The organism is Sphingomonas sp. SRI_018 (assembly GCF_057586275.1).
Genome location: NZ_JBYCZO010000002.1, coordinates 632,310 through 650,477 on the forward strand (window position 1 = coordinate 632,310; position 18,168 = coordinate 650,477).

The following is an 18,168-nucleotide window of genomic DNA, read 5'->3' on the forward strand; positions in this document are numbered from 1 at the left end:
CTATTTTGGGAAGAAGATCGTGGCCGTGACACCTCCGGACAACGAAACCATCGTCAGGCGCAAGCTTGCGGACGAAGTCTTCGACAGGCTGAAGGCGATGATCGTCAGCGGCGAGCGCGGCCCCGGCGAGAGCCTGCCGTCGGAGCGCGAGCTGATGACGCGCTTCGGCGTCGGCCGCCCTGCGATCCGGGAGGCGATGCAGGCGCTCGCCAATCTCGGGCTGGTGACGATCAGCCATGGCGAGCGCGCGCGGGTGCGCGAGATCACCGCGCAGGCGGCGATCCGTCAGATCGATACGGTGGCGCAGCTGCTGCTGTCGGCCTCGCCGGAATCGCTGGAGAATCTGAAGGAGGCGCGCAGCTTCTTCGAGCGCGGGATGGTGCGCAAGGCGGCCGAGCTGGCGAGCGGAGACGACGTCGCCGAGCTGCGCGAGATCGTCGAGCGGCAGCGATCGGTCGCGGGCGACGCGGCGGCGTTCGTGCGGGTCGACATGGGCTTCCACACCCGCATCGCCCGGATCACCGGCAACCCGATCTACAGCGCGGTGAGCGAAGGGATGCTGAGCTGGCTGCAGCAATACCACGCCCATATGCTGATCTGGCAGGGCCAGAGCGAGCGCACGCTGGCCGAGCATGGCGAGATCATCGATCGCATCGCGGCGCATGATCCCGAAGGGGCGGAGCAGGCGATGGTGCGGCATCTGGAACGCTCGAACCACCTCTATGCGCATACGAGGGACGTCGAGGCGTCCGGCTAGGCGACGGAGACGTTCGCCGTCTCATAGGCGCCGAGCGTGAGCCGGCGCGCGGTGCCGTCGATGCGGACCTCGCATGGTTCTGCGGTAAGGTTGGCGAGCAGGACCGCGCGGTCCGTGGCGACTGCCAGGACCCGGTCCGGGGCCGACGAGCGGCACGCCCGCCGCGGCGCTCCGGCCAGCGCGGCAAGCTCCTTCACCGTCGCGAACACAGGGCGCGGGCCGTCATCGCCGAGCAGCCCGAACGGGCCGGTCAGCGCACCGAGCGTCAGCGTGTCGAGCCCGGCTGCCTCGCTCGCCGCGACATAGCCGAGCGTCCAGGCGGCGGCGAAGCGGCCGTCCTGACGCGGGTCGGCCTGGGCCATCGGGATGCGGCGGCGATCGGGGTTGTCCATCGTCCGCGAGCCATAAGGGTTCTGGCGCATGCCGATCGTGCTCGGACCCAACCGATAGGGCTTGTCGCCGATGATCGCGCGGGCGGAGCGCACGATGTGGGGAATGACCTCCAGCGTCTGCATGACGCTGCGGTCGTCGGCGGCGTGGACGATCGGGCAGGTGGCGTGTGTCACATAGTCGAGCGGCGCGAGCGGCGGGCGCTTGCGGTTGAGCTCGGTGAAATAGCCGAACATGCCGCCGCCGAGCGTGACACCCGGGAAGGCGCGGCGGGCGGCGGCATAGACCTGCTCCAGCGGCGGGCAGGCGGGCCATTCGCTGCCGGGCGGCGTCGATTGCAGGTCGGGAGCGGGGAAGATCGATATGGCATCGAGCTCGAGCCCGGCATCGCCGACAAGCTCCGCGATCGTGCCGAGCTCCGCGTCGAGATCGCCAGCAGCGGCGACGACGCATTCGAGCGTGATGCGGGCATCGACGATGCGGGCCTCCGCCAGTGCCTGCATCTCGGCGGCGCCATGTCCGGCGTGGGCTTCGAAGGTCAGCAGCAGGTCCTGCGGGGCGATCGACCGTAATGCCTCAGCTTCGGCGAGCGTGGCGGCGGCTTGAGCGGCGGTGACCACCAGGCCGATGCGCGGCATCGCACCGACCGGATTGTCGAGTGCGATCGTGACCGGGCCGCTCGCTTGCGCCGCCGGCGATAGCGATCCCTCGATGGCGATCGTCACCGACTGGCGATCGGCCGTGCCGGCGGGCACCATATAAGGCCAGGGCCGCGCGAGCGGACGAACGTAGGTCTTGTACGAGGCGTCGGACCAGTTGCGCTGGTCCTCCATCTCGAAGGTGTCGCCGTCGAGGCGGCAGGCGATCGTCGCGCCATCCTGGCGATGGATCAGCGCGCGGATATCGGTGAAGGGCTGCCACGGCTCGATCAGCGTCGGAAAGGCCGATCGTTCGATGCTGCCGTCGCCGTGCTCGACCGTCAGCGGGGCACCCGCGAGGCCGGCCGGGTGCAGCACGCAGAAGCCGAGGCGATTGGTGGTGAAGTCGTCCTGCGCCGCAGCCTCCACGGCGAATTCCAGGCTGGTGCCGGTGGCGTGGATCGTCGCCTGATAATCCAGCCTCGCGCCATCGGGGTCGCGCACCGACGCACGATAGGTGATGGTGATGCGGTCGCCATGTTCCGTCACCGCGAGATCGGTGATCGCGGGGCTCAGCGTGCCCCAGTCGCGGTCGCGCACGAGATACTGGATGCCGCGCAGCACTTCCGTCCCGCCGACGCGGATCGCGCGGACATTGCCGTCGACCAGCTCGAACGACAGCGGACCCATTGCCAGCCGCAGCGGCGCCGGCTCGGGCTCGTTTGTGCCGTAGAGGTCCTCAGCGCGGGTCGACATCGATCGTGCGACCCTCGGCGGCGCTGCGATAGGCGGCGTCGACCAGCGCGAGCGTACGGAGGTTGTCATGGCCTGAGGTGTCGGGCTCGCAGCCGGCGGCGAGGCATTCGACCCAGTGGCGCTGGATCGCGGCGACGCTTTCCTGGATGCCGTGCCACGGCCGTTCCGCCCAGGGCAGCAGCGGTGGGGCGACGTCGCGGACCTCAAGCGAATCGCGGTCCTCGATGGTGAGACGGTAGTTCGCCTCCAGCTTCAGCCGACCGCGGTCGCCGTCGACTTCGATCAGCGTCTGCGGGAACAGCTCGTCGTGGATCGGGGTCGCGTAGCTGCAATCGACGATGCTGGTGGCGCCGCCCGCATGGCCGAGCATGATCGTCGCGACGTCCTCGCCGCGGATCGCAGGGTTGACGCGTTGGGTGCGGCAGGTGAGCGTCGCCGCCTCGCCCATCACGAAGCGGGCGACGTCGAGAATGTGGATGCCGAGGTCCTCGATGATGAACCGCTCGCCCTCGGCGAGGTACGGCTGGGCGGCGTAGACGTCGAAGCCGGAGCGGAAGGCGAAGCGGGCGAAGAAAGGGGTGCCGATGCGCCCTTCGTCGATCACTCCGCGCAGGGCACGGATCGGGGCCTGCCAGCGGAAGTTCTCGTGGACCATCATCGGTACGCCGGCGGCGTCGCAGGCGGCGACCATCGCCTCGGCATCGGCGTAGGTGGCGGCGAGCGGCTTCTGGCAGATCACCGGCAGGCGATGGCGGGCGGCGAGCTCGACCAGCGCGCGGTGGCTGGGCGGTGTCGTGGCGATGTCGACGAAGTCGAGTTTCTCAGCCGCGAGCATCTCCGCCGCATCGGTGTAGCGCCGGACGATGCCGAACTGGTCGCCGGTGACGGCGAGGCGCGCGGCGTCGGTATCGCAGATCGCGACGATCTCGGCACCCTCCAGGTCGCGCCAGGCATGGAGCTGGTTGGCGGCAAAGAAGCCGCAGCCGATGAGAGCGCCGCGCAAGCTCATGCCATCGCCGCCGCGCGCCGGATGGCGACGCGATGCTGGAGCCGCGCCTGGGCGCCGTCGAGCAGCACCGCGGCGATGATCACCAGGCCCTTGATCACCATCTGCCAGAAGGCGCTCACCCCCATCATCACCATGCCGTCGCCGAGCACGCCGATCACCGCCGCGCCGACCAAGGTGCCGACGATGGTCCCGCGCCCGCCGCTCATCGAGGCGCCGCCGAGCACCGCCGCGGCGATGGCGTTGAGCTCGAAGGTTTCGCCGGTGGCTGGGTGCGCCGCCTGCAGCTCGGAGGCGATGATCAGGCCGACCACCGCCGCGCAGAAGCCGGAGACCATGTAGGTGACGACCAGCACGCGGTTCACGCGGATGCCCGAAAGCGCTGCGGCATGGGCGTTGCCGCCGACCGCATAGACCTGCCGCCCGAGCGGCGTGCGCATCGCGACATAGGCGGCGATCGCGGCGATCACCGCCAGGATCCACACCGACACCGGCAGACCGAGGAGGTATCCGCCACCGATTACCGGGAACCCTTCGGTGCCGTAATAGGGATCGCCGACGAGGTCGGGGAAGGTCCGCCCGTCCGACGACAGCAGCGCGGCGCCGCGCACGACGTAGAGCGTGCCGAGCGTGGCGATGAACGGCGCGACCTTGAGCCGTGCGACGAGCAGGCCGTTGACGAACCCGATCGCGACGCCGAGCGCGAGCACGATCAGGATGATCTCGAACAGGTTGAAGCGCACCAGCATGTCGCCGCCGACCGGTACGCCGTTCAGCATCAGGAACCCCGCGACCATGCCGGCGAGCCCCGCCACCGATCCCACCGACAGGTCGATGCCGCCGGCGACGATGACATAGGTGAGGCCGATCGCCAGGATCGCGTTCAGCGCGACATGCTTCAGCATCAGCACCATGTTGGCGCTGCTGAGGAAATTGGGCGCGGCGGCGGAGAAGACGGCGAGCACGACGACCAGCGCGATCACCGTCCTCAGCCGCATCAGCACAAGCAGCGTGTCGCCTCCCATCGTTCCCCCTTCAGGCCGCCTCGGCACGCGGATTGGCCGCGGCGGTGATGCCGTCATGATCGGCCGCGTCGCACGGCAGGTCGAGCGCGATCATCCCCTCGCGCATCACCAGGACGCGGTCGGCGAGCGCGGTCAGTTCGTCGAGCTCGGACGTCGCGAACAGCACGCCCAGCCCTTCGTCGGCGAGGCGGCGGATCAGCCGGTACTGCTCGGCCTTGGCGCCGACGTCGACGCCGCGCGTGGGCTCGTCGAGCAGCAGCACCCTCGGCCGGGTGAGCAGCGCCTTGCCGATCACCACCTTCTGCTGGTTGCCGCCCGACAGAGTGGTGACCAGCGTATCGGGGCCAGCCGCCTTGATGGCGAGATCGCCGGTCGAGGCATTCACCGCTTCGGCCTCGCGCGCGGGATCGAGATGGAACAGGCGGGTGAATCGCCTGAGGCTGGCCAGCGTCAGGTTGCGCGCGACCGAGAAGCTGTGGACGAAGCCGGCGTGGCGGCGGTCCTCCGGTACCAGTGCGACGCCGGCGGCCATGCGTCCGGCGACGTCGCGGCCGGTCACGTCGGTGCCGGCGATCTCGACCCGTCCGGTCGCGTCGCGGCGGCAGCCCATGATCGATTCGAGCAGCTCGGTGCGGCCGGCGCCGAGCAGGCCGTAAATGCCGACGATCTCGCCCGCGCGCACCGTCAGCGAGACATGGTCGACGGTGAAGCCGCCGCGCTCGCGGGGCAGGACGAGGTCGGTGACGCGCAGCACCTCCGCGCCCGGCTCGCCGCGCGATGATTCGGCGCGTGTGGGGGCGTCGCGGCCGATCATCTGGCGGACGATCCACGGCACGTCGACGTCGCGCATCTCGGCGGTGGCGACGAGGCGGCCGTCGCGCAGGACGGTGACGTGGTCGCCGATCCGCTTCAGCTCCTCGAGCCGGTGCGAGATGTAGACGATGGCGACGCCGCGCGCCTTCAGCTCGGTGATGACCCCGAACAGCGTCTCCGCCTCGGCCGCGCTCAGCGCCGAGGTCGGTTCGTCGAGGATCAGCACCCGCGCATCCTGCGCCAGCGCGCGGGCGATCTCGACGATCTGCTGCTGGCCGATGGTGAGCGAGGAGACGAGCGCGCGCGGATCGAGCGGATGGCCGAGCCGCGCCAGCACCTCGCGGGTACGCTCGATCTCGGAAGCCTGGTCGATGTCGATGCCCATCCGGCAACGCTCGCGGCCGATGAAGACGTTCTCGGCGATGCTGAGGTTGGCGAACAGGCTCAGCTCCTGGAACACCATGCACACGCCCTGCCGCGCGGCAGCGGCGGGGTCGGCGAAGCTCACCTCATCGCCGTCGAGCAGCAGGCGGCCCGCGCTCGGCGCCTCGACCCCGGCGATGATCTTCATCAGCGTCGACTTGCCCGCGCCGTTCTCGCCGATCAGCACGTTGACCGCACCGGCATGGACGTCGAAGTCGACCGCATCGAGCGCCTGCACGCCGGGATAGAGCTTCGACACGCGCTCGGCGCGGAGACGCGGGGCGGTCATGCGGCGGGCCGGATCGTGGCCGGGGTGATGAAGGCGGGACGGTCGTCGCCGGGCACATAGGCGCCGATCACCTCGACGTGCGCGCCGGGCGTCAGGCCCTTCGCCGCGGCGCGCACCCGGCCGACGATGCGGTCGTTGATGGCGCGGGCGTAACGGGCGTACTCGATCTGGCTGTCGAAGTCGTTGAAGGTGCGCGTGCCGAGCGCGTCGCGCAGCGCCGTGCCGCGCACCACCGGGCCGAGCTGGACGATCGCGTCGGGGCTGCCGTCGCCGTCGGTGTCTATGGCGAGCGACCGTGCCCGCTCGCCGCCGGCCAGCGCGAGCACGCGGCCGGCGAGGCGCACCGCGAGCGCGGTATCGCCGGTGCGGCCCGGCTGGAACGCTGCCGCCTTGCCGGCGATTGCGGCGGGAAGATCGCGCGCCGCCTCGTCGGCCATGCCGTCGATGTCGGCGACCTCGGCGCTCGCCGCATGGCGCGCCGCCTCCTCGCGCGTCTCGAGCCGGCAGCCGGCGAGCAGCGCCAGCGCGATCATCCAGGTTGCCCGCGTCATGCGCGCATGTCGAAGTTGCTGAGCCGTCGGGCGTTGCCCGGCACGATCAGGATGCAGTCGATCAGCTGCTTCTCGGGCGCGCCCGTCCTGCCGGTGCGCAGGTAGGCGTCGGCCTGCTCGACCGCCATCCGCGCCTGGCGCGAGGCGGGCTGGAGCACGGTCGCGCGGATGCCGCCCGATAGGATCGACTGCTTCACGTCGTCGCTGCCGTCGAAGCCGACCACGATCACGTCGGTGCGTCCCGCCGCCTTGAGCGCCGCCCAGGCGCCCATCGCCATGGTGTCGTTGCCCGCGATCACCCCTTTGATCTGCGGATTGGCCTGCAGCATCGATTCCATCTTGGCATAGGCCTCGGTCTGGCTCCAGTTGGCCGACTGGCGCGCGACCAGCTCGAGATCGGGGTACTGGTCGACGATCGCGTGAAAGCCCTCGGACCGGATCGTCGCGTTGGTGTCCGCCTCGCGCCCGACCAGCTCGGCGTAGGCGCCCCTCTCGCCCATCGCCGCGACGAACGCCTCGGCGCCGATCTGCGCGCCCTGATAGTTGTTCGAGACGATCTGCGAGACGGCGACGCCGCGCACGTTCAATTCGCGGTCGATCAGGAAGGAGGGCACGCCCGCCGTCTTGGCGCGGCGCACCGCGGCCACCGTGGCGGCGGCGCCGGCATTGTCGAGGATGATCGCCTTGGCCCCGCGCGCGATCGCCGTATCGATCATCTCGGACTGTTTGCTGGCGTCGTCGTCGTGGACGAGCATCAGCGGCTCGTAGCCGAGCGCCACCGCACGGTCGCGTGCCGCCTCCGCCTGGGCGCGGAAGAAGGGGTTGTCGTAGGGCGGCGTGATGATCGCGATGATGCCGTGCCCGGCGCCGGCAGTGGACGAGCAGCCCGCGACCAGCGTCGCTGCTCCCAACATGCCCAGAACCGTGCGCCTTGCGATCATCTGCCTCTCCCGATCCCGCTCCTCTTTTTTGGGAGCCTTAGAGCCGGTCGACCTTTGAGGTTGTAGGTCTTCCGTAGCCCGCTTCCCGACCGTCACCCCGGACTTGGTCCGGGGTCCACTGCGCCTCGCCGACTGCGCTCAAAACCTCTTGTCCAGTCCTTGCCTCCCGGTGGACCCCGGACCAAGTCCGGGGTGACGGGGAGGAGGGTTGAGATGTCAGTCACTCCCTCAAACGTCGATCCGTCCTAGACCAAATCCGCGTCAGGTGATCCGCTGGATGCTGGCGGCGAGCTCGTCGGGCTCGAACACCTTCTTCCAGTCCTCGCGCATCAGCGCCGGCTTGCCGAAGGTGATCGCCTTGTTGCACGCGTCGGAGAAGACGCCGGGGACGTGCTTGAAGATCACGGCGGCCAGGATGTTCATATGGCCGAGCAGGAAGTCGCGTGCGGCCTCCGCGGGCACGCCGCGGTCGACCACCTCGTCCATCGCCTCGCGCATGACGTCGAGCAGCGAGGCGCAGACCGTCTCCGACAGGCCCGGCTCGAGCAGCGCCATCTGCTCGACCGTCACCTTGTGCGAGCGCAGGATCGGCGCCCAGATCACTTTGGCGATTTCCTCGCCGAGGTCGTAATGCTCCTCCGGCCCCTGCATCAGCGCGCTGACGATGCTCTGGCGCGCGTGGAGCCCGCCGAACCGGTCGTCGCGCGCGGCGGGATCGGTCTCGTCGTTGAAGATCGGCGGGTGGCAGGGGTGGGTGACGAAATAGGTGAGGTCGCTCCGGTCCGGGAAATGCCCGGCGAAGGGCGCGGCGGCATCGAGCGCGACCACCATCGTGCCGGCCTTGAGCGCAGGCGAGATCTCGTGCGCGACCTTGCCGACATGCGTGTCGGGCACGGCGAGGATCACCACGTCGACGCCCTCGAGCGCGGCCGCCTGGTCGACGCATTCGATGCCGAGCTCGTCGCGCAGGCGCGCGCGGCCGGTCTCACTCAGTTCGACGTGGCGGACGTCGTATTCGCTCGATTTGAGGTTGCGCGACAGGCGCGCGCCCATCTTCCCGCCCGCGCCGAACAGCGCAATCGCGACCATGTGAATGCCTCCGCAAAGCTGACTTGGCGGTCATGGTATGCTGGTATAATGAGTAGTGCAAGTAGCGAGTTTTGCGCCGGGATGACGGTGGGGAGTAGGAAGGACCGCATGACGCTGAAGATGCCCGAACCCGACGCCGGAACGCTGGCGCGGCGCGATGCGATCGTCGCGGCGCTCCGGCGGATCGTGCCGGGCGAGGGCGTGATCGCCGATCCCGACGGCCTGCGTCCCTATGAGAGCGACGGGCTTACCGCCTATCGCCAGATGCCGATGGTGGTGGTGCTGCCCGAGACGACCGAGCAGGTCTCCCGGGTGCTGCGCTGGTGCCATGCCGAGGGGGTGAAGGTGGTGCCGCGCGGATCGGGCACCTCGCTGTCGGGCGGGGCGCTGCCGCTGGCGGATGCGGTGCTGCTGGGGCTCGGCAAGTTCAACCGCGTGCTCGACATCGACTATGACGACCGCATCGCGGTGGTGCAGCCGGGCGTCACCAACCTCGCCATCACCCGCGCGGTCGAGGAGCGCGGCTTCTATTACGCGCCTGACCCGTCGAGCCAGATCGCCTGCTCGATCGGCGGCAACGTCGCCGAGAATTCGGGCGGGGTGCATTGCCTGAAATACGGACTCACCACCAACAACGTGCTCGGCGTCGAGCTGGTGATGATGGACGGCGAGATCGTGCGGCTGGGCGGGCGGCAGCTCGATCCGGCGGGTCTCGACCTGCTCGGCGTCGTCGTAGGATCGGAGGGCTTGCTCGGCGTCGTCACCGAGGTGACGGTGCGCATCCTGCCCAAGCCCGAGGGCGCGCGGGCGCTGCTGATCGGCTTCCCGAGCGTCGAGGGCGCCGGGCAATGCGTCGCCGACGTGATCGCCGCCGGCATCATCCCGGCGGGCATGGAGATGATGGACAAGCCGGCGATCCATGCCGCCGAGGCGTTCGTCCAGGTCGGCTATCCGCTCGACGTCGAGGCGCTGCTGATCGTCGAGCTCGACGGGGTCGGCGCCGAGTGTGACCATCTGATCGAGGAAGTGACGAAGATCGCGCGGGCGAACGGATCGACCACGCTCCGCGCCTCGCAGGACGACGCGGAGCGGGTCGCCTTCTGGGCCGGGCGCAAGGCCGCGTTCCCGGCGGTGGGACGCATCTCGCCCGACTATTACTGCATGGACGGCACCATCCCGCGCCGGCGCCTGCCCGAGGTGCTGGAGCGGATGAACCAACTGTCCGAACGCTACGGGCTGGAGGTCGCCAACGTCTTCCACGCCGGCGACGGCAACCTCCATCCGCTGATCCTCTACGACGCCAATCAGCCCGGCCAGCTCGAGCGCGCCGAGGCGTTCGGGAGCGACATCCTGCGGCTCTGTGTCGAGGTCGGCGGGGTGCTGACCGGCGAGCATGGCGTCGGCGTCGAGAAGCGCGACCTGATGCCGACGATGTTCGGCGAGGACGACCTCGCCCAGCAGCAGCGGCTGAAATGCGCGTTCGATCCGAAGGGGCTGCTCAATCCCGGCAAGGTGTTCCCGACGCTGCACCGCTGCGCCGAGCTCGGCCGGATGCATATCCATCGCGGGCAGCTGCCCCATCCCGAGCTGCCGCGCTTCTGATGCGACCGACCAGCGAAGCCGAGGTCCGCGACGCGATCGCCGACGCCATCCGGTCCGGCACGACGCTCGACATCCGCGGCGGCGGCAGCAAGGCGGCGATCGGCGCGCCGCGGCCAGAGGCGCGGATACTCGACCTGTCGGGGCTGTCCGGCGTGATCGACTACGACCCGGCCGAGCTGGTGCTGACGGTGCGGCCGGGGACGCCGCTCGTCGAGGTCGAGGCGCTGGTCGCCGGACGCGGGCAAAGGCTGGCGTTCGATCCGTTCGACCATGGGCCGTTGCTTGGCGAGACGGCGGGCGCAGCGACGATCGGCGGCGTGGTCGCAGCGGGCGTGGCGGGGTCGCTCAGGCTTTCCGGCGGAGCGCCGCGCGATCATCTGCTCGGACTGCGCGCGGTGTCGGGGCGGGCGGAGGTTTTCGTGGCCGGGGCGAAGGTGGTGAAGAACGTCACCGGCTACGACCTGCCCAAGCTCGCGGCGGGAAGCTGGGGCCGGCTGTTCGCGATCACCGAGATGACGCTGAAGGTGCTGCCGCGCCCGCTGATTGCGGCGACGCGCGCGGTGGAGGGGCTCGATCCAGCGGCGGCGGTGAAGGTGATGGCGGCGGCGATGGGATCGCCGGCCGAGGTCGGCGCGGCGGCCTATCTGCCAGCGGGGGACGGACCCTCGGTGACGGCGCTCCGGCTGCTCGGGTTCGGGCCATCGGTGACGGCCCGGTGCCGGATGATCGAACAGGTGCTTGGCGAGCACGGACCGGTGGTCGCACTCGACGGCGAAGAGGACGCGGCGTGGTGGGACCGGCTGCGCGCGCCACTTCTCAAGCCCCTTTGGCGCATCAACGTGCCGCCGAGCGCCGGTCCGGCGGTCGCCGCTGCACTGGAGCCGCACGGCGCACGTTGGCTGTTCGACTGGGCCGGCGGGCTGGTTTGGGTCGCGTTCGACGGCGACCCCACGCTGGTACGCGACGCCGCAGCACGGGCAGGCGGCCACGCCACCCTCATCCGCGCGCCCGAAGCGATGCGCGTCGCCGTGCCGACACTCCACCCACCTACCCCCGGCGTCGCCGCGCTGGAGGCGCGGGTGCGCCGCGCCTTCGATCCGGCGGGCGTGTTCGAGACGGGGCGCTTCTAGGCCATGCAGACCCATTTCTCCCCCGAACAGCTCGCCGATCCGGCGATGGCAGCGTCCGAGGCGGTGATCCGCAAGTGCGTGCATTGCGGCTTCTGCACCGCGACCTGCCCGACCTATGTGCTGCTCGGCGACGAGCTCGACAGCCCGCGCGGCCGTATTTACCTGATGAAGGACATGCTCGAGAACGAGCGCGAGCCGACCGCGGAGATCGTCAAGCACATCGACCGCTGTCTCTCCTGTCTGTCGTGCATGACCACCTGCCCGTCCGGCGTGAACTACATGCACCTGGTCGACCACGCCCGCGCCTATATCGAGGAGCGCTATCGCCGGCCGTTGCGCGAGCGGCTGTTCCGCACGCTGCTGGCCCAGGTGCTGCCCTATCAGGGGCGGTTCCGGCTCGCGCTCGCCCTGGCCCGGCTCGCGCGGCCGGCGACGCCGCTGGTCGAGCGCATCGCCGCGCTCAAGCCGATGGCGGCGATGCTGGCGCTGGCGCCGAAGCGGGTGCCGCCGGCGCCCTCCGACGCACCCTCGCCGGCGCCGCGGGCGCGCGGGCGGGTGGCGCTGATGCAGGGCTGCGCCGAGCCGGTGCTGCGCCCCGAAATCCGCGCGGCGACGGTGCGGCTGCTCAACCGCGCGGGCTACGACGTGGTGTTCGCGCCCGGCGAGGGCTGCTGCGGCGCGCTGGTCCATCACATGGGCAAGGACGCCGCGAGCCTCGCCGCCGCGCGCCGCAACGTCGACGCCTGGACCGCGCTGATCGAGGACGGCGGGCTCGACGCGATCGTCATCACCACCTCGGGCTGCGGCACCACGATCAAGGACTATGGCTTCATGCTGCGCGAGGACCCCGCCTATGCCGACAAGGCGGCGCGAGTATCGGCGCTGGCGAAGGACGTGAGCGAGCTGCTGATCGAGGCGGAGCTGCCGGCCGGTGACGGGCACGGGCTGACGGTCGCCTATCACGCCGCCTGCTCGCTCCAGCATGGCCAGAGGGTCACCGAGGCGCCGAAGCGGCTGCTCGCCGGCGCCGGCTATGTCGTGCGCACGCCGGTGGAGGCGCACCTCTGCTGCGGCTCGGCCGGCACCTACAACATCCTCCAGCCCGAGATCGCCGGCCAGCTCGGCGACCGCAAGGCGGCGAACCTCGCTCGGCTCGATGCCGACGTGATCGCCACCGGCAACATCGGCTGCGCGGTGCAGATCGGGCAGCGGGCGGCGATTCCCGTGGTCCACACCGTCGAGCTGCTCGACTGGGCGACCGGCGGGCCGAAGCCGGCGGCATTCAATTAGTGTGATTATAGGATTTTTGTTGATCCGACCTTCCTTACCCGGCTAACGATAGCGAAAGCACAAGCGGGGGAGAGGCGTTGATGGCCGGGATCAAGGGTTCGATCGGGCGCATGGCCGCGATGTCGGCATCGCTGCTCGCGCTGGCGGTCGCCGCGCCGGCGGCCGCCGAGGTGCCGGGCTATCAGGCCAAGGTCGACGCCAAGCTGCGCGAGGTGCAGGCGGGCGTCGCGCAGGGGCCGTTCAAGTCCGACTGGGATTCGCTGCGCCAGGGCTATCGCACGCCGGAATGGTTCCGCGACGCCAAGTTCGGCATCTTCATCCACTGGGGCGTCTATTCGGTGCCGGCGTTCGCGAACGAATGGTATTCGCGCAACATGTACGTGCCGGGCAACGCCGCCTACGAGCACCACGTCAAGACCTACGGCCCGCAGTCGAAGTTCGGCTACAAGGACTTCATCCCCCGGTTCAAGGCGGAGAAGTTCGATCCCGCCGCCTGGATCCAGCTCTTTTCCGACGCCGGCGCGCGCTACGTCGTGCCGGTCGCCGAGCATTGCGATGGCTTCGCGATGTACGCCTCCGACCTCACCGAATGGGACGCGGCGGAGATGGGGCCGCACCGCGACGTGGTGGGGCTGATCGCGCAGGCGGCGCGGGCGAAGGGCATGCACTTCGGCCTCTCCTCCCACCGCGCGGAGCATTGGTGGTGGTACCATATGGGCCGCACCTATGATTCGGACGTCAACGATCCGAAGTACGCCGGCCTCTACGGCCCGGCGGCGCCGACCGGCCTTCCCGCCGACGCGCCGACCACCTGGCCGGACAGCGATTCGCTCCAGAACTGGATGCCGCCGAACCAGGCGTTCCTGAACGACTGGATGGCGCGCACCACCGAGCTGATCGACAAATACCGGCCCGAGCTCATCTATTTCGACTGGTGGACCTCGGCGCCGATGTTCGAGCCGCTGATGCGCGACACCGCCGCCTATTACTACAACCGCTCGGCCGCGCGGCACGAGCAGGGCATCATCGCCTACAAGGGTTCGCAGTTCGCCGAGGGCAGCGCGCTGTTCGACATGGAGCGCGGCAAGACCGACGCGCTGAAGCTCACGCCCTGGCAGTCGGACACCTCGGTCAGCATCCACAGCTGGGGCTATGCCCAGAACGACACCTACCGCACCGCGCCGTCGCTGGTGGCCGACCTGATCGACATCGTCAGCAAGAACGGCAACCTGCTGCTCAACGTCGGGCCCAAGGCCGACGGCACCATCCCCGACGAGATCGCGACGGTGCTGCGCGGCATGGGCGGCTGGCTCAAGGTCAACGGCGAGGCGATCTACGGCACGCGGCCGTTCAAATATTTCGGCGAGGGGCCGACCAAGTCGGGCCAGGTCCGCGTCGGCGGGCAGGTCGAGGAGTCGGCGGTGAAGGGCTTCACCCCGGCCGACATCCGCTTCACCACCAAGGGCGATGCGCTCTACGCGCTCGGCCTCTCGCGGCCGAAGGATGGGCGGGTGCTGGTCAAGACGCTCTACGCCGGCACGCCCTATCTCGACGCGCCGATCAGGAGCATCGAGCTGCTCGGCGGGGGCCGGATCAGCTGGAAGCAGACGCCCAAGGGGCTCGAGGTCACCTTGCCGGCGGTCGGCGACGGCGCCTTCCCCTACGCACTCAAGATCAGGACGCGCTGAGCCGGGAGATTGCGCGCCTGGCATCGGCGCGTCGCCGAAGATCGACAGAATAGGAGGGGGCGATGAGTCGAGGGCAACGGCTGGAATTTGATCCATCTGGCTTGAAGCAGCTGTTCCCCGGCGAAGGCCGGGGCCCAGTTGCGAGCAGTTCGAAACTGGGCCCCGGCCTTCGCCGGGGAACGGATTCATGCTGGCCGAATCCGACTCTAGGGCGCGTCCTCTCGGCGGCGTGCGCGTTGTTCGCCGCAGCGCCGTCGCTTGCGCAAGACATTCCGCTCCAGCCCTTTCCGGTCAACCATGAGCTGAGGGTCGACTCCGCCGCCGACGCCCGCTTCCTGCTGGACGGCCCGGCCGGGAAGTACGGCTTCATCCAGGCGAGGGACGGCCACCTCTACCGCCCGGACGGCAAGCGTTTCCGCTGCTGGGGCGTCAACATGACCGGCTGGGCGGTGGGATCGGAGGAGATCCCGTCGCACGAGGATGCCGTGACCTATGCCGCCGCGCTGGCGCGGCTCGGGGTCAATTGCGTGCGGCTGCATTTCCTCGACATGCCCGACACGGTGAACCCGATCCGCAACGCGGGCGAGGAGGTCTCGCCGACCGCCGGGCCTTTCACCCATGCGCCGCGCGGGCTGATCCGCTGGGATCAGCAGTCCAGCCGGGGCGCGTTCAACGCCGAGCGGCTCGACCGGCTCGACTATTGGATCGCCGAGCTCAAGAAGAACGGCATCTACGTCGACTTCAACCTGAACGTCGGCCGCCGCTACAAGGCCGGCGACGGCATCCCCGACGCCGAGCTGCTCGGTCCGGCCAAGGCCTTCACCTATTTCGGCCCCGAGCTGATCGCCGCGCAGAAGGAATATGCGAAGCAGCTGCTCGGCCACCTCAATCCCTATACCAAGCTGCGCTACGCCGACGATCCGGCGGTGGTGATCGTCGAAGTGGTGAACGAGAATTCGCTGCTCGAATTCTGGATGCGCAACTGGCTGCGCGGCGAGCGCGTGCCGGGCGGGGCGAACATCCAGCTCGACATGACGCCGCACTATCAGGCGCTGCTGGTCGGCATGTACAACGACTGGCTGGCGAAGAACCGCAAGCCGGCCGAAGTGGCCGAGCTGCGCCGGATGGCGGGCGTCGCCGAAGGGCAGCCGATCCCGTTCATGCGCCGCGGCGACCATCCCGAGGCGCCGCGCCTCAGGCTCGACGCGGAGCTCGGCTTCCTGACGCAGGTCGAGATCGACTTCCACGCCGAGATGAAGCGCTTCCTGAAGGACGAGGTCGGGGTCAAATCGCCGATCATCCCGATGGCGGACCATACCTATTTCATCGCCAACCAGCCGCTGATGCGCACGGCGGTGAAGTCCGACATCATGGACGCGCACGTCTATTGGCAGCACCCCGCCATCTACGGCCGCCGCAACGAGCCGATGGTGAACAGCCCCGAGCTGTCGATCATCCAGAAGCTCGCCCGCTCGGCGACGGTCGGCAAGCCGTTCACGGTGAGCGAGGTCAACCACCCCTATCCCAGCGACTATGCGTCGGAGATGATCCCGATCCTGGCGTCCTACGCGGCGCTGCAGGACTGGGACGGCATCTTCTTCTACACCTTCGAGACCAAGATCGCCGGCCAGTGGAAGCCGATGATCGGCGACCATTTCGACATGACGCTCGATCCGGTGAAGATGGCGCAGATGCCGGCAGGCGCGATGCTGTTCCTGCGCGGCGACGTGTCGGCGGCGAAGGAGGTGCTGACGCGGTCCTATTCGACCGACCAGATCAGCGAGGCCTCGCGGCTGCCGCGTGCGGCGATGCCCTATTACACGCCCGGCTTCGACATGACGATCCCGCTGGTCCACGGCTCGCGGGTCTCGTGCCTCGATTGCAAGCCGAGCCTGCCGGCGCCGCTGCCGCCGATGAACCCGATCGTGTCGGATACCGGCGAGCTCAGCTGGCGCACCCAGGGCGGCAAAGACGGGCTGGTGACGATCGATACGCCGCTGAGCCAGGCGCTGGTCGGCTTCGTCAGCGCCAATGCCAAGGTGCAGACGCGCCACCTCGCCGCCGACATCCGCAACCGCTTCGCGACGATCACGCTGTCGTCGCTGGACGGCAAGCCGCTCAGCCTCTCCAACCGGATGCTGCTCACCACCACCGGCAAGGTCGAGAACAGCGGCCAGGTCTGGGACGAACGGCGCGCGATGCTGACCAACTGGGGCACCGCGCCGACGGTGATCGAGCCGATCACCGGGTGGATCCAGCTCAAGGACCTGGAGGGCGCGGTCGGCGTGTTCGCGCAGCCGCTCGACGGATCGGCGCGGCCGGTCGGGCCGGAGATCAAGGGCAAGATGATCGAGCCGGGCTGGGAGATTGCGGTCGGCAAGCCGGCGACGACGAGCTACCTGATCCGGGTGGTGCGGTAGCGTAGGATCGATCCGGATCGGCTTCGGCTTGAAGCAGCTGTTCCCCGGCGAAGGCCGGGGCCCAGTCTCAAACCGTTCGCGACTGGGCCCCGGCCTTCGCCGGGGGACGGATTCACGCTGATCGAATCCGCTTCAGGATCACCGGCACCCCTGCGCCAGCACCACCGGCAGCGCGGTCTTCGCCATCGTCGTGTAGCCCGCGTCATTCGGGTGGAGATGGTCGCCGATCTGCTCGGCTAGGCGCATCACCGTCGGCTGGCCGGGCTCCTGCATCGCCGCGTCGAAGTCGATCAGGCCGTCGAAACGCTTGGCATTGGCGCGCAGCCAGCGGTTGAGGGTCGCGCGGCGCTGCTCGCCGTCGGGCGAGGCATAGCCGGCGCCCTCATAGGGCAGCAGCGTGCCGAAGATCACCTTGAGGCCGCGGGCGTGGGCGCGGGCGAGGAGCTGCTCATAGGCGGCGATCAGCTTGTCGGCGGGCGGCTGCCAGTCCTTCGCCGGGTCCTTGACCTTGCCGATGTCGTTGATGCCTTCGAGGATCACGACATGGGTGGCGCCGGGCACCGACAGCACGTCGCGGTCGAAGCGCGACAGTGCGTTGGGGCCGCGCCCTTCGCTGAGCAGGCGGTTGCCGCTGATGCCCTGGTTGGCGACTGCCCAGCAGCGACCGCGCGGGCTTGCCGCCAGCATCCGGCCCAGTTGGTCGGGCCAGCTCATCGCCTTGCCCGGCGTGGCGCCGGCGCCCTCGGTGATCGAATCGCCGAACGCCACCAGCACGCGCGAGGCCGCCGGGCTCACCACGTCGACCGCACTGACGATACCCGAGGCGCGGACGTGGCGCGGTGATGGCAGGTCGAGCGATCCGGTCGTATCGCCGGCCGCGACGTCGACCATCTGGGCATGGGCGGGCGGCGCGGCCTCCTCGGGGAAATGGACCGAGACGGCGAGGCGCTCGCCGGCCTTCACCGGATAGGCGATTGGGTCCGACAGCATCGGCGCATGCGTCGGCACGCGGACGTCGCGGACCCCGCTGAAGGTCAGCGGGCGGAGGCTGCCGGGAACCGGCTTCCCCGACTCGTCGAGCCGCAGGATCGAAGCGGCGCCGATGCGAAGCGGCACGTCCGACAGTTCGTTGGTGAAGCGGATGCGGATCGTGGTGCCGGCGATGCCCGCGCGGACCTCCTGGCGCACCGTCTCGTCCTTGAACGGGCGGCCGAGGCCGTCGCGGATATCCGGCTCATAGCCGATCGGCGACGAAGTCCAGCCCGGCACCCAATGCTGGGGCGCGGCGGCGTGAGCGGCGGTGAGCGCGAGCAGGCCGAGCAGGGCCGGAGCCAGGCGGAGAGGCTTCATCGACGATCCT

The 18,168-nt window shown here is 69.6% G+C and carries 14 protein-coding genes; 6 read left to right on the forward strand and 8 right to left on the reverse strand.

Annotation, left to right across the window (positions count from 1 at the left end; genetic code table 11):
- Nucleotides 1-19 precede the first annotated feature (19 nt).
- Nucleotides 20-757 (forward strand): transcriptional regulator NanR, encoded by a 738-nt coding sequence (locus AC2YHA_RS15015; protein ID WP_233784221.1) that lies wholly within the window; start codon nt 20-22, stop codon nt 755-757.
- On the opposite strand, the gene apnL is transcribed toward AC2YHA_RS15015, so the two are convergent.
- From apnL to AC2YHA_RS15050, 7 genes are all read right to left on the reverse strand, one after another.
- Complete coding sequence (gene apnL / locus AC2YHA_RS15020; protein WP_487402236.1) at nt 754-2,541, reverse strand: D-apionate lactonase; 1,788 nt, start codon at nt 2,539-2,541, stop codon at nt 754-756. The genes AC2YHA_RS15015 and apnL overlap by 4 nt on opposite strands.
- On the reverse strand, nt 2,525-3,550 hold the full coding sequence (locus tag AC2YHA_RS15025; RefSeq protein ID WP_487402237.1) for a Gfo/Idh/MocA family protein: 1,026 nt from the start codon (nt 3,548-3,550) through the stop codon (nt 2,525-2,527). Before AC2YHA_RS15025 ends, apnL begins: the two co-directional genes overlap by 17 nt.
- The gene (locus AC2YHA_RS15030; RefSeq protein ID WP_487402238.1) at nt 3,547-4,572 is read right to left on the reverse strand and encodes an ABC transporter permease; all 1,026 of its coding nucleotides are present in this window, start codon (nt 4,570-4,572) and stop codon (nt 3,547-3,549) included. The genes AC2YHA_RS15025 and AC2YHA_RS15030 overlap by 4 nt, the downstream gene beginning before the upstream one ends.
- 10 nt (nt 4,573-4,582) lie before the next feature.
- On the reverse strand, nt 4,583-6,097 hold the full coding sequence (locus AC2YHA_RS15035) for a sugar ABC transporter ATP-binding protein (RefSeq protein ID WP_487402239.1): 1,515 nt from the start codon (nt 6,095-6,097) through the stop codon (nt 4,583-4,585).
- Complete coding sequence (locus AC2YHA_RS15040; protein ID WP_487402240.1) at nt 6,094-6,648, reverse strand: DUF2291 family protein; 555 nt, start codon at nt 6,646-6,648, stop codon at nt 6,094-6,096. Before AC2YHA_RS15040 ends, AC2YHA_RS15035 begins: the two co-directional genes overlap by 4 nt.
- Complete coding sequence (locus AC2YHA_RS15045) at nt 6,645-7,589, reverse strand: substrate-binding domain-containing protein (protein WP_487402241.1); 945 nt, start codon at nt 7,587-7,589, stop codon at nt 6,645-6,647. The genes AC2YHA_RS15040 and AC2YHA_RS15045 overlap by 4 nt, the downstream gene beginning before the upstream one ends.
- A 261-nt stretch (nt 7,590-7,850) precedes the next feature.
- A complete protein-coding gene (locus AC2YHA_RS15050; protein WP_233784215.1) occupies nt 7,851-8,678 on the reverse strand; it encodes a phosphogluconate dehydrogenase C-terminal domain-containing protein in 828 nt (275 codons plus the stop codon).
- Between the two features lie 108 nt (nt 8,679-8,786).
- On the opposite strand from AC2YHA_RS15050, the gene AC2YHA_RS15055 reads away from it, so the two are divergent.
- The 5 genes from AC2YHA_RS15055 (at nt 8,787) to AC2YHA_RS15075 (ending at nt 16,808) form a co-directional block, all read left to right on the forward strand.
- A complete protein-coding gene (locus AC2YHA_RS15055; RefSeq protein ID WP_487402242.1) occupies nt 8,787-10,280 on the forward strand; it encodes an FAD-linked oxidase C-terminal domain-containing protein in 1,494 nt (497 codons plus the stop codon).
- Nucleotides 10,280-11,410 (forward strand): FAD-binding protein, encoded by a 1,131-nt coding sequence (locus AC2YHA_RS15060; RefSeq protein ID WP_487402243.1) that lies wholly within the window; start codon nt 10,280-10,282, stop codon nt 11,408-11,410. The genes AC2YHA_RS15055 and AC2YHA_RS15060 overlap by 1 nt, the downstream gene beginning before the upstream one ends.
- A 3-nt stretch (nt 11,411-11,413) precedes the next feature.
- On the forward strand, nt 11,414-12,700 hold the full coding sequence (glcF, locus tag AC2YHA_RS15065) for a glycolate oxidase subunit GlcF (RefSeq protein ID WP_487402244.1): 1,287 nt from the start codon (nt 11,414-11,416) through the stop codon (nt 12,698-12,700).
- A gap of 80 nt (nt 12,701-12,780) precedes the next feature.
- On the forward strand, nt 12,781-14,388 hold the full coding sequence (locus tag AC2YHA_RS15070; protein ID WP_487402245.1) for an alpha-L-fucosidase: 1,608 nt from the start codon (nt 12,781-12,783) through the stop codon (nt 14,386-14,388).
- Between the two features lie 236 nt (nt 14,389-14,624).
- The gene (locus AC2YHA_RS15075; protein WP_487402246.1) at nt 14,625-16,808 is read left to right on the forward strand and encodes a hypothetical protein; all 2,184 of its coding nucleotides are present in this window, start codon (nt 14,625-14,627) and stop codon (nt 16,806-16,808) included.
- Between the two features lie 138 nt (nt 16,809-16,946).
- Here the strand turns inward: AC2YHA_RS15075 and AC2YHA_RS15080 are convergent, their stop codons facing one another.
- Nucleotides 16,947-18,158: an SGNH/GDSL hydrolase family protein gene (locus tag AC2YHA_RS15080; RefSeq protein ID WP_487402247.1), complete on the reverse strand. Its 1,212-nt coding sequence runs from the start codon at nt 18,156-18,158 to the stop codon at nt 16,947-16,949.
- Nucleotides 18,159-18,168: the final 10 nt, after the last annotated feature.

Coding starts and splice junctions, on each gene's coding strand:
- AC2YHA_RS15040 (WP_487402240.1), bottom strand. CDS start 6,648: ATGACGCGGGCAACCTGGATGATCGCGCTGGCGCTGCTCGCCGGCTGC.
- apnL (WP_487402236.1), bottom strand. CDS start 2,541: ATGTCGACCCGCGCTGAGGACCTCTACGGCACAAACGAGCCCGAGCCG.
- AC2YHA_RS15080 (WP_487402247.1), bottom strand. CDS start 18,158: ATGAAGCCTCTCCGCCTGGCTCCGGCCCTGCTCGGCCTGCTCGCGCTC.
- AC2YHA_RS15070 (WP_487402245.1), top strand. CDS start 12,781: ATGGCCGGGATCAAGGGTTCGATCGGGCGCATGGCCGCGATGTCGGCA.
- AC2YHA_RS15035 (WP_487402239.1), bottom strand. CDS start 6,097: ATGACCGCCCCGCGTCTCCGCGCCGAGCGCGTGTCGAAGCTCTATCCC.
- AC2YHA_RS15055 (WP_487402242.1), top strand. CDS start 8,787: ATGACGCTGAAGATGCCCGAACCCGACGCCGGAACGCTGGCGCGGCGC.
- glcF (WP_487402244.1), top strand. CDS start 11,414: ATGCAGACCCATTTCTCCCCCGAACAGCTCGCCGATCCGGCGATGGCA.
- AC2YHA_RS15025 (WP_487402237.1), bottom strand. CDS start 3,550: ATGAGCTTGCGCGGCGCTCTCATCGGCTGCGGCTTCTTTGCCGCCAAC.
- AC2YHA_RS15045 (WP_487402241.1), bottom strand. CDS start 7,589: ATGATCGCAAGGCGCACGGTTCTGGGCATGTTGGGAGCAGCGACGCTG.
- AC2YHA_RS15050 (WP_233784215.1), bottom strand. CDS start 8,678: ATGGTCGCGATTGCGCTGTTCGGCGCGGGCGGGAAGATGGGCGCGCGC.
- AC2YHA_RS15030 (WP_487402238.1), bottom strand. CDS start 4,572: ATGGGAGGCGACACGCTGCTTGTGCTGATGCGGCTGAGGACGGTGATC.
- AC2YHA_RS15060 (WP_487402243.1), top strand. CDS start 10,280: ATGCGACCGACCAGCGAAGCCGAGGTCCGCGACGCGATCGCCGACGCC.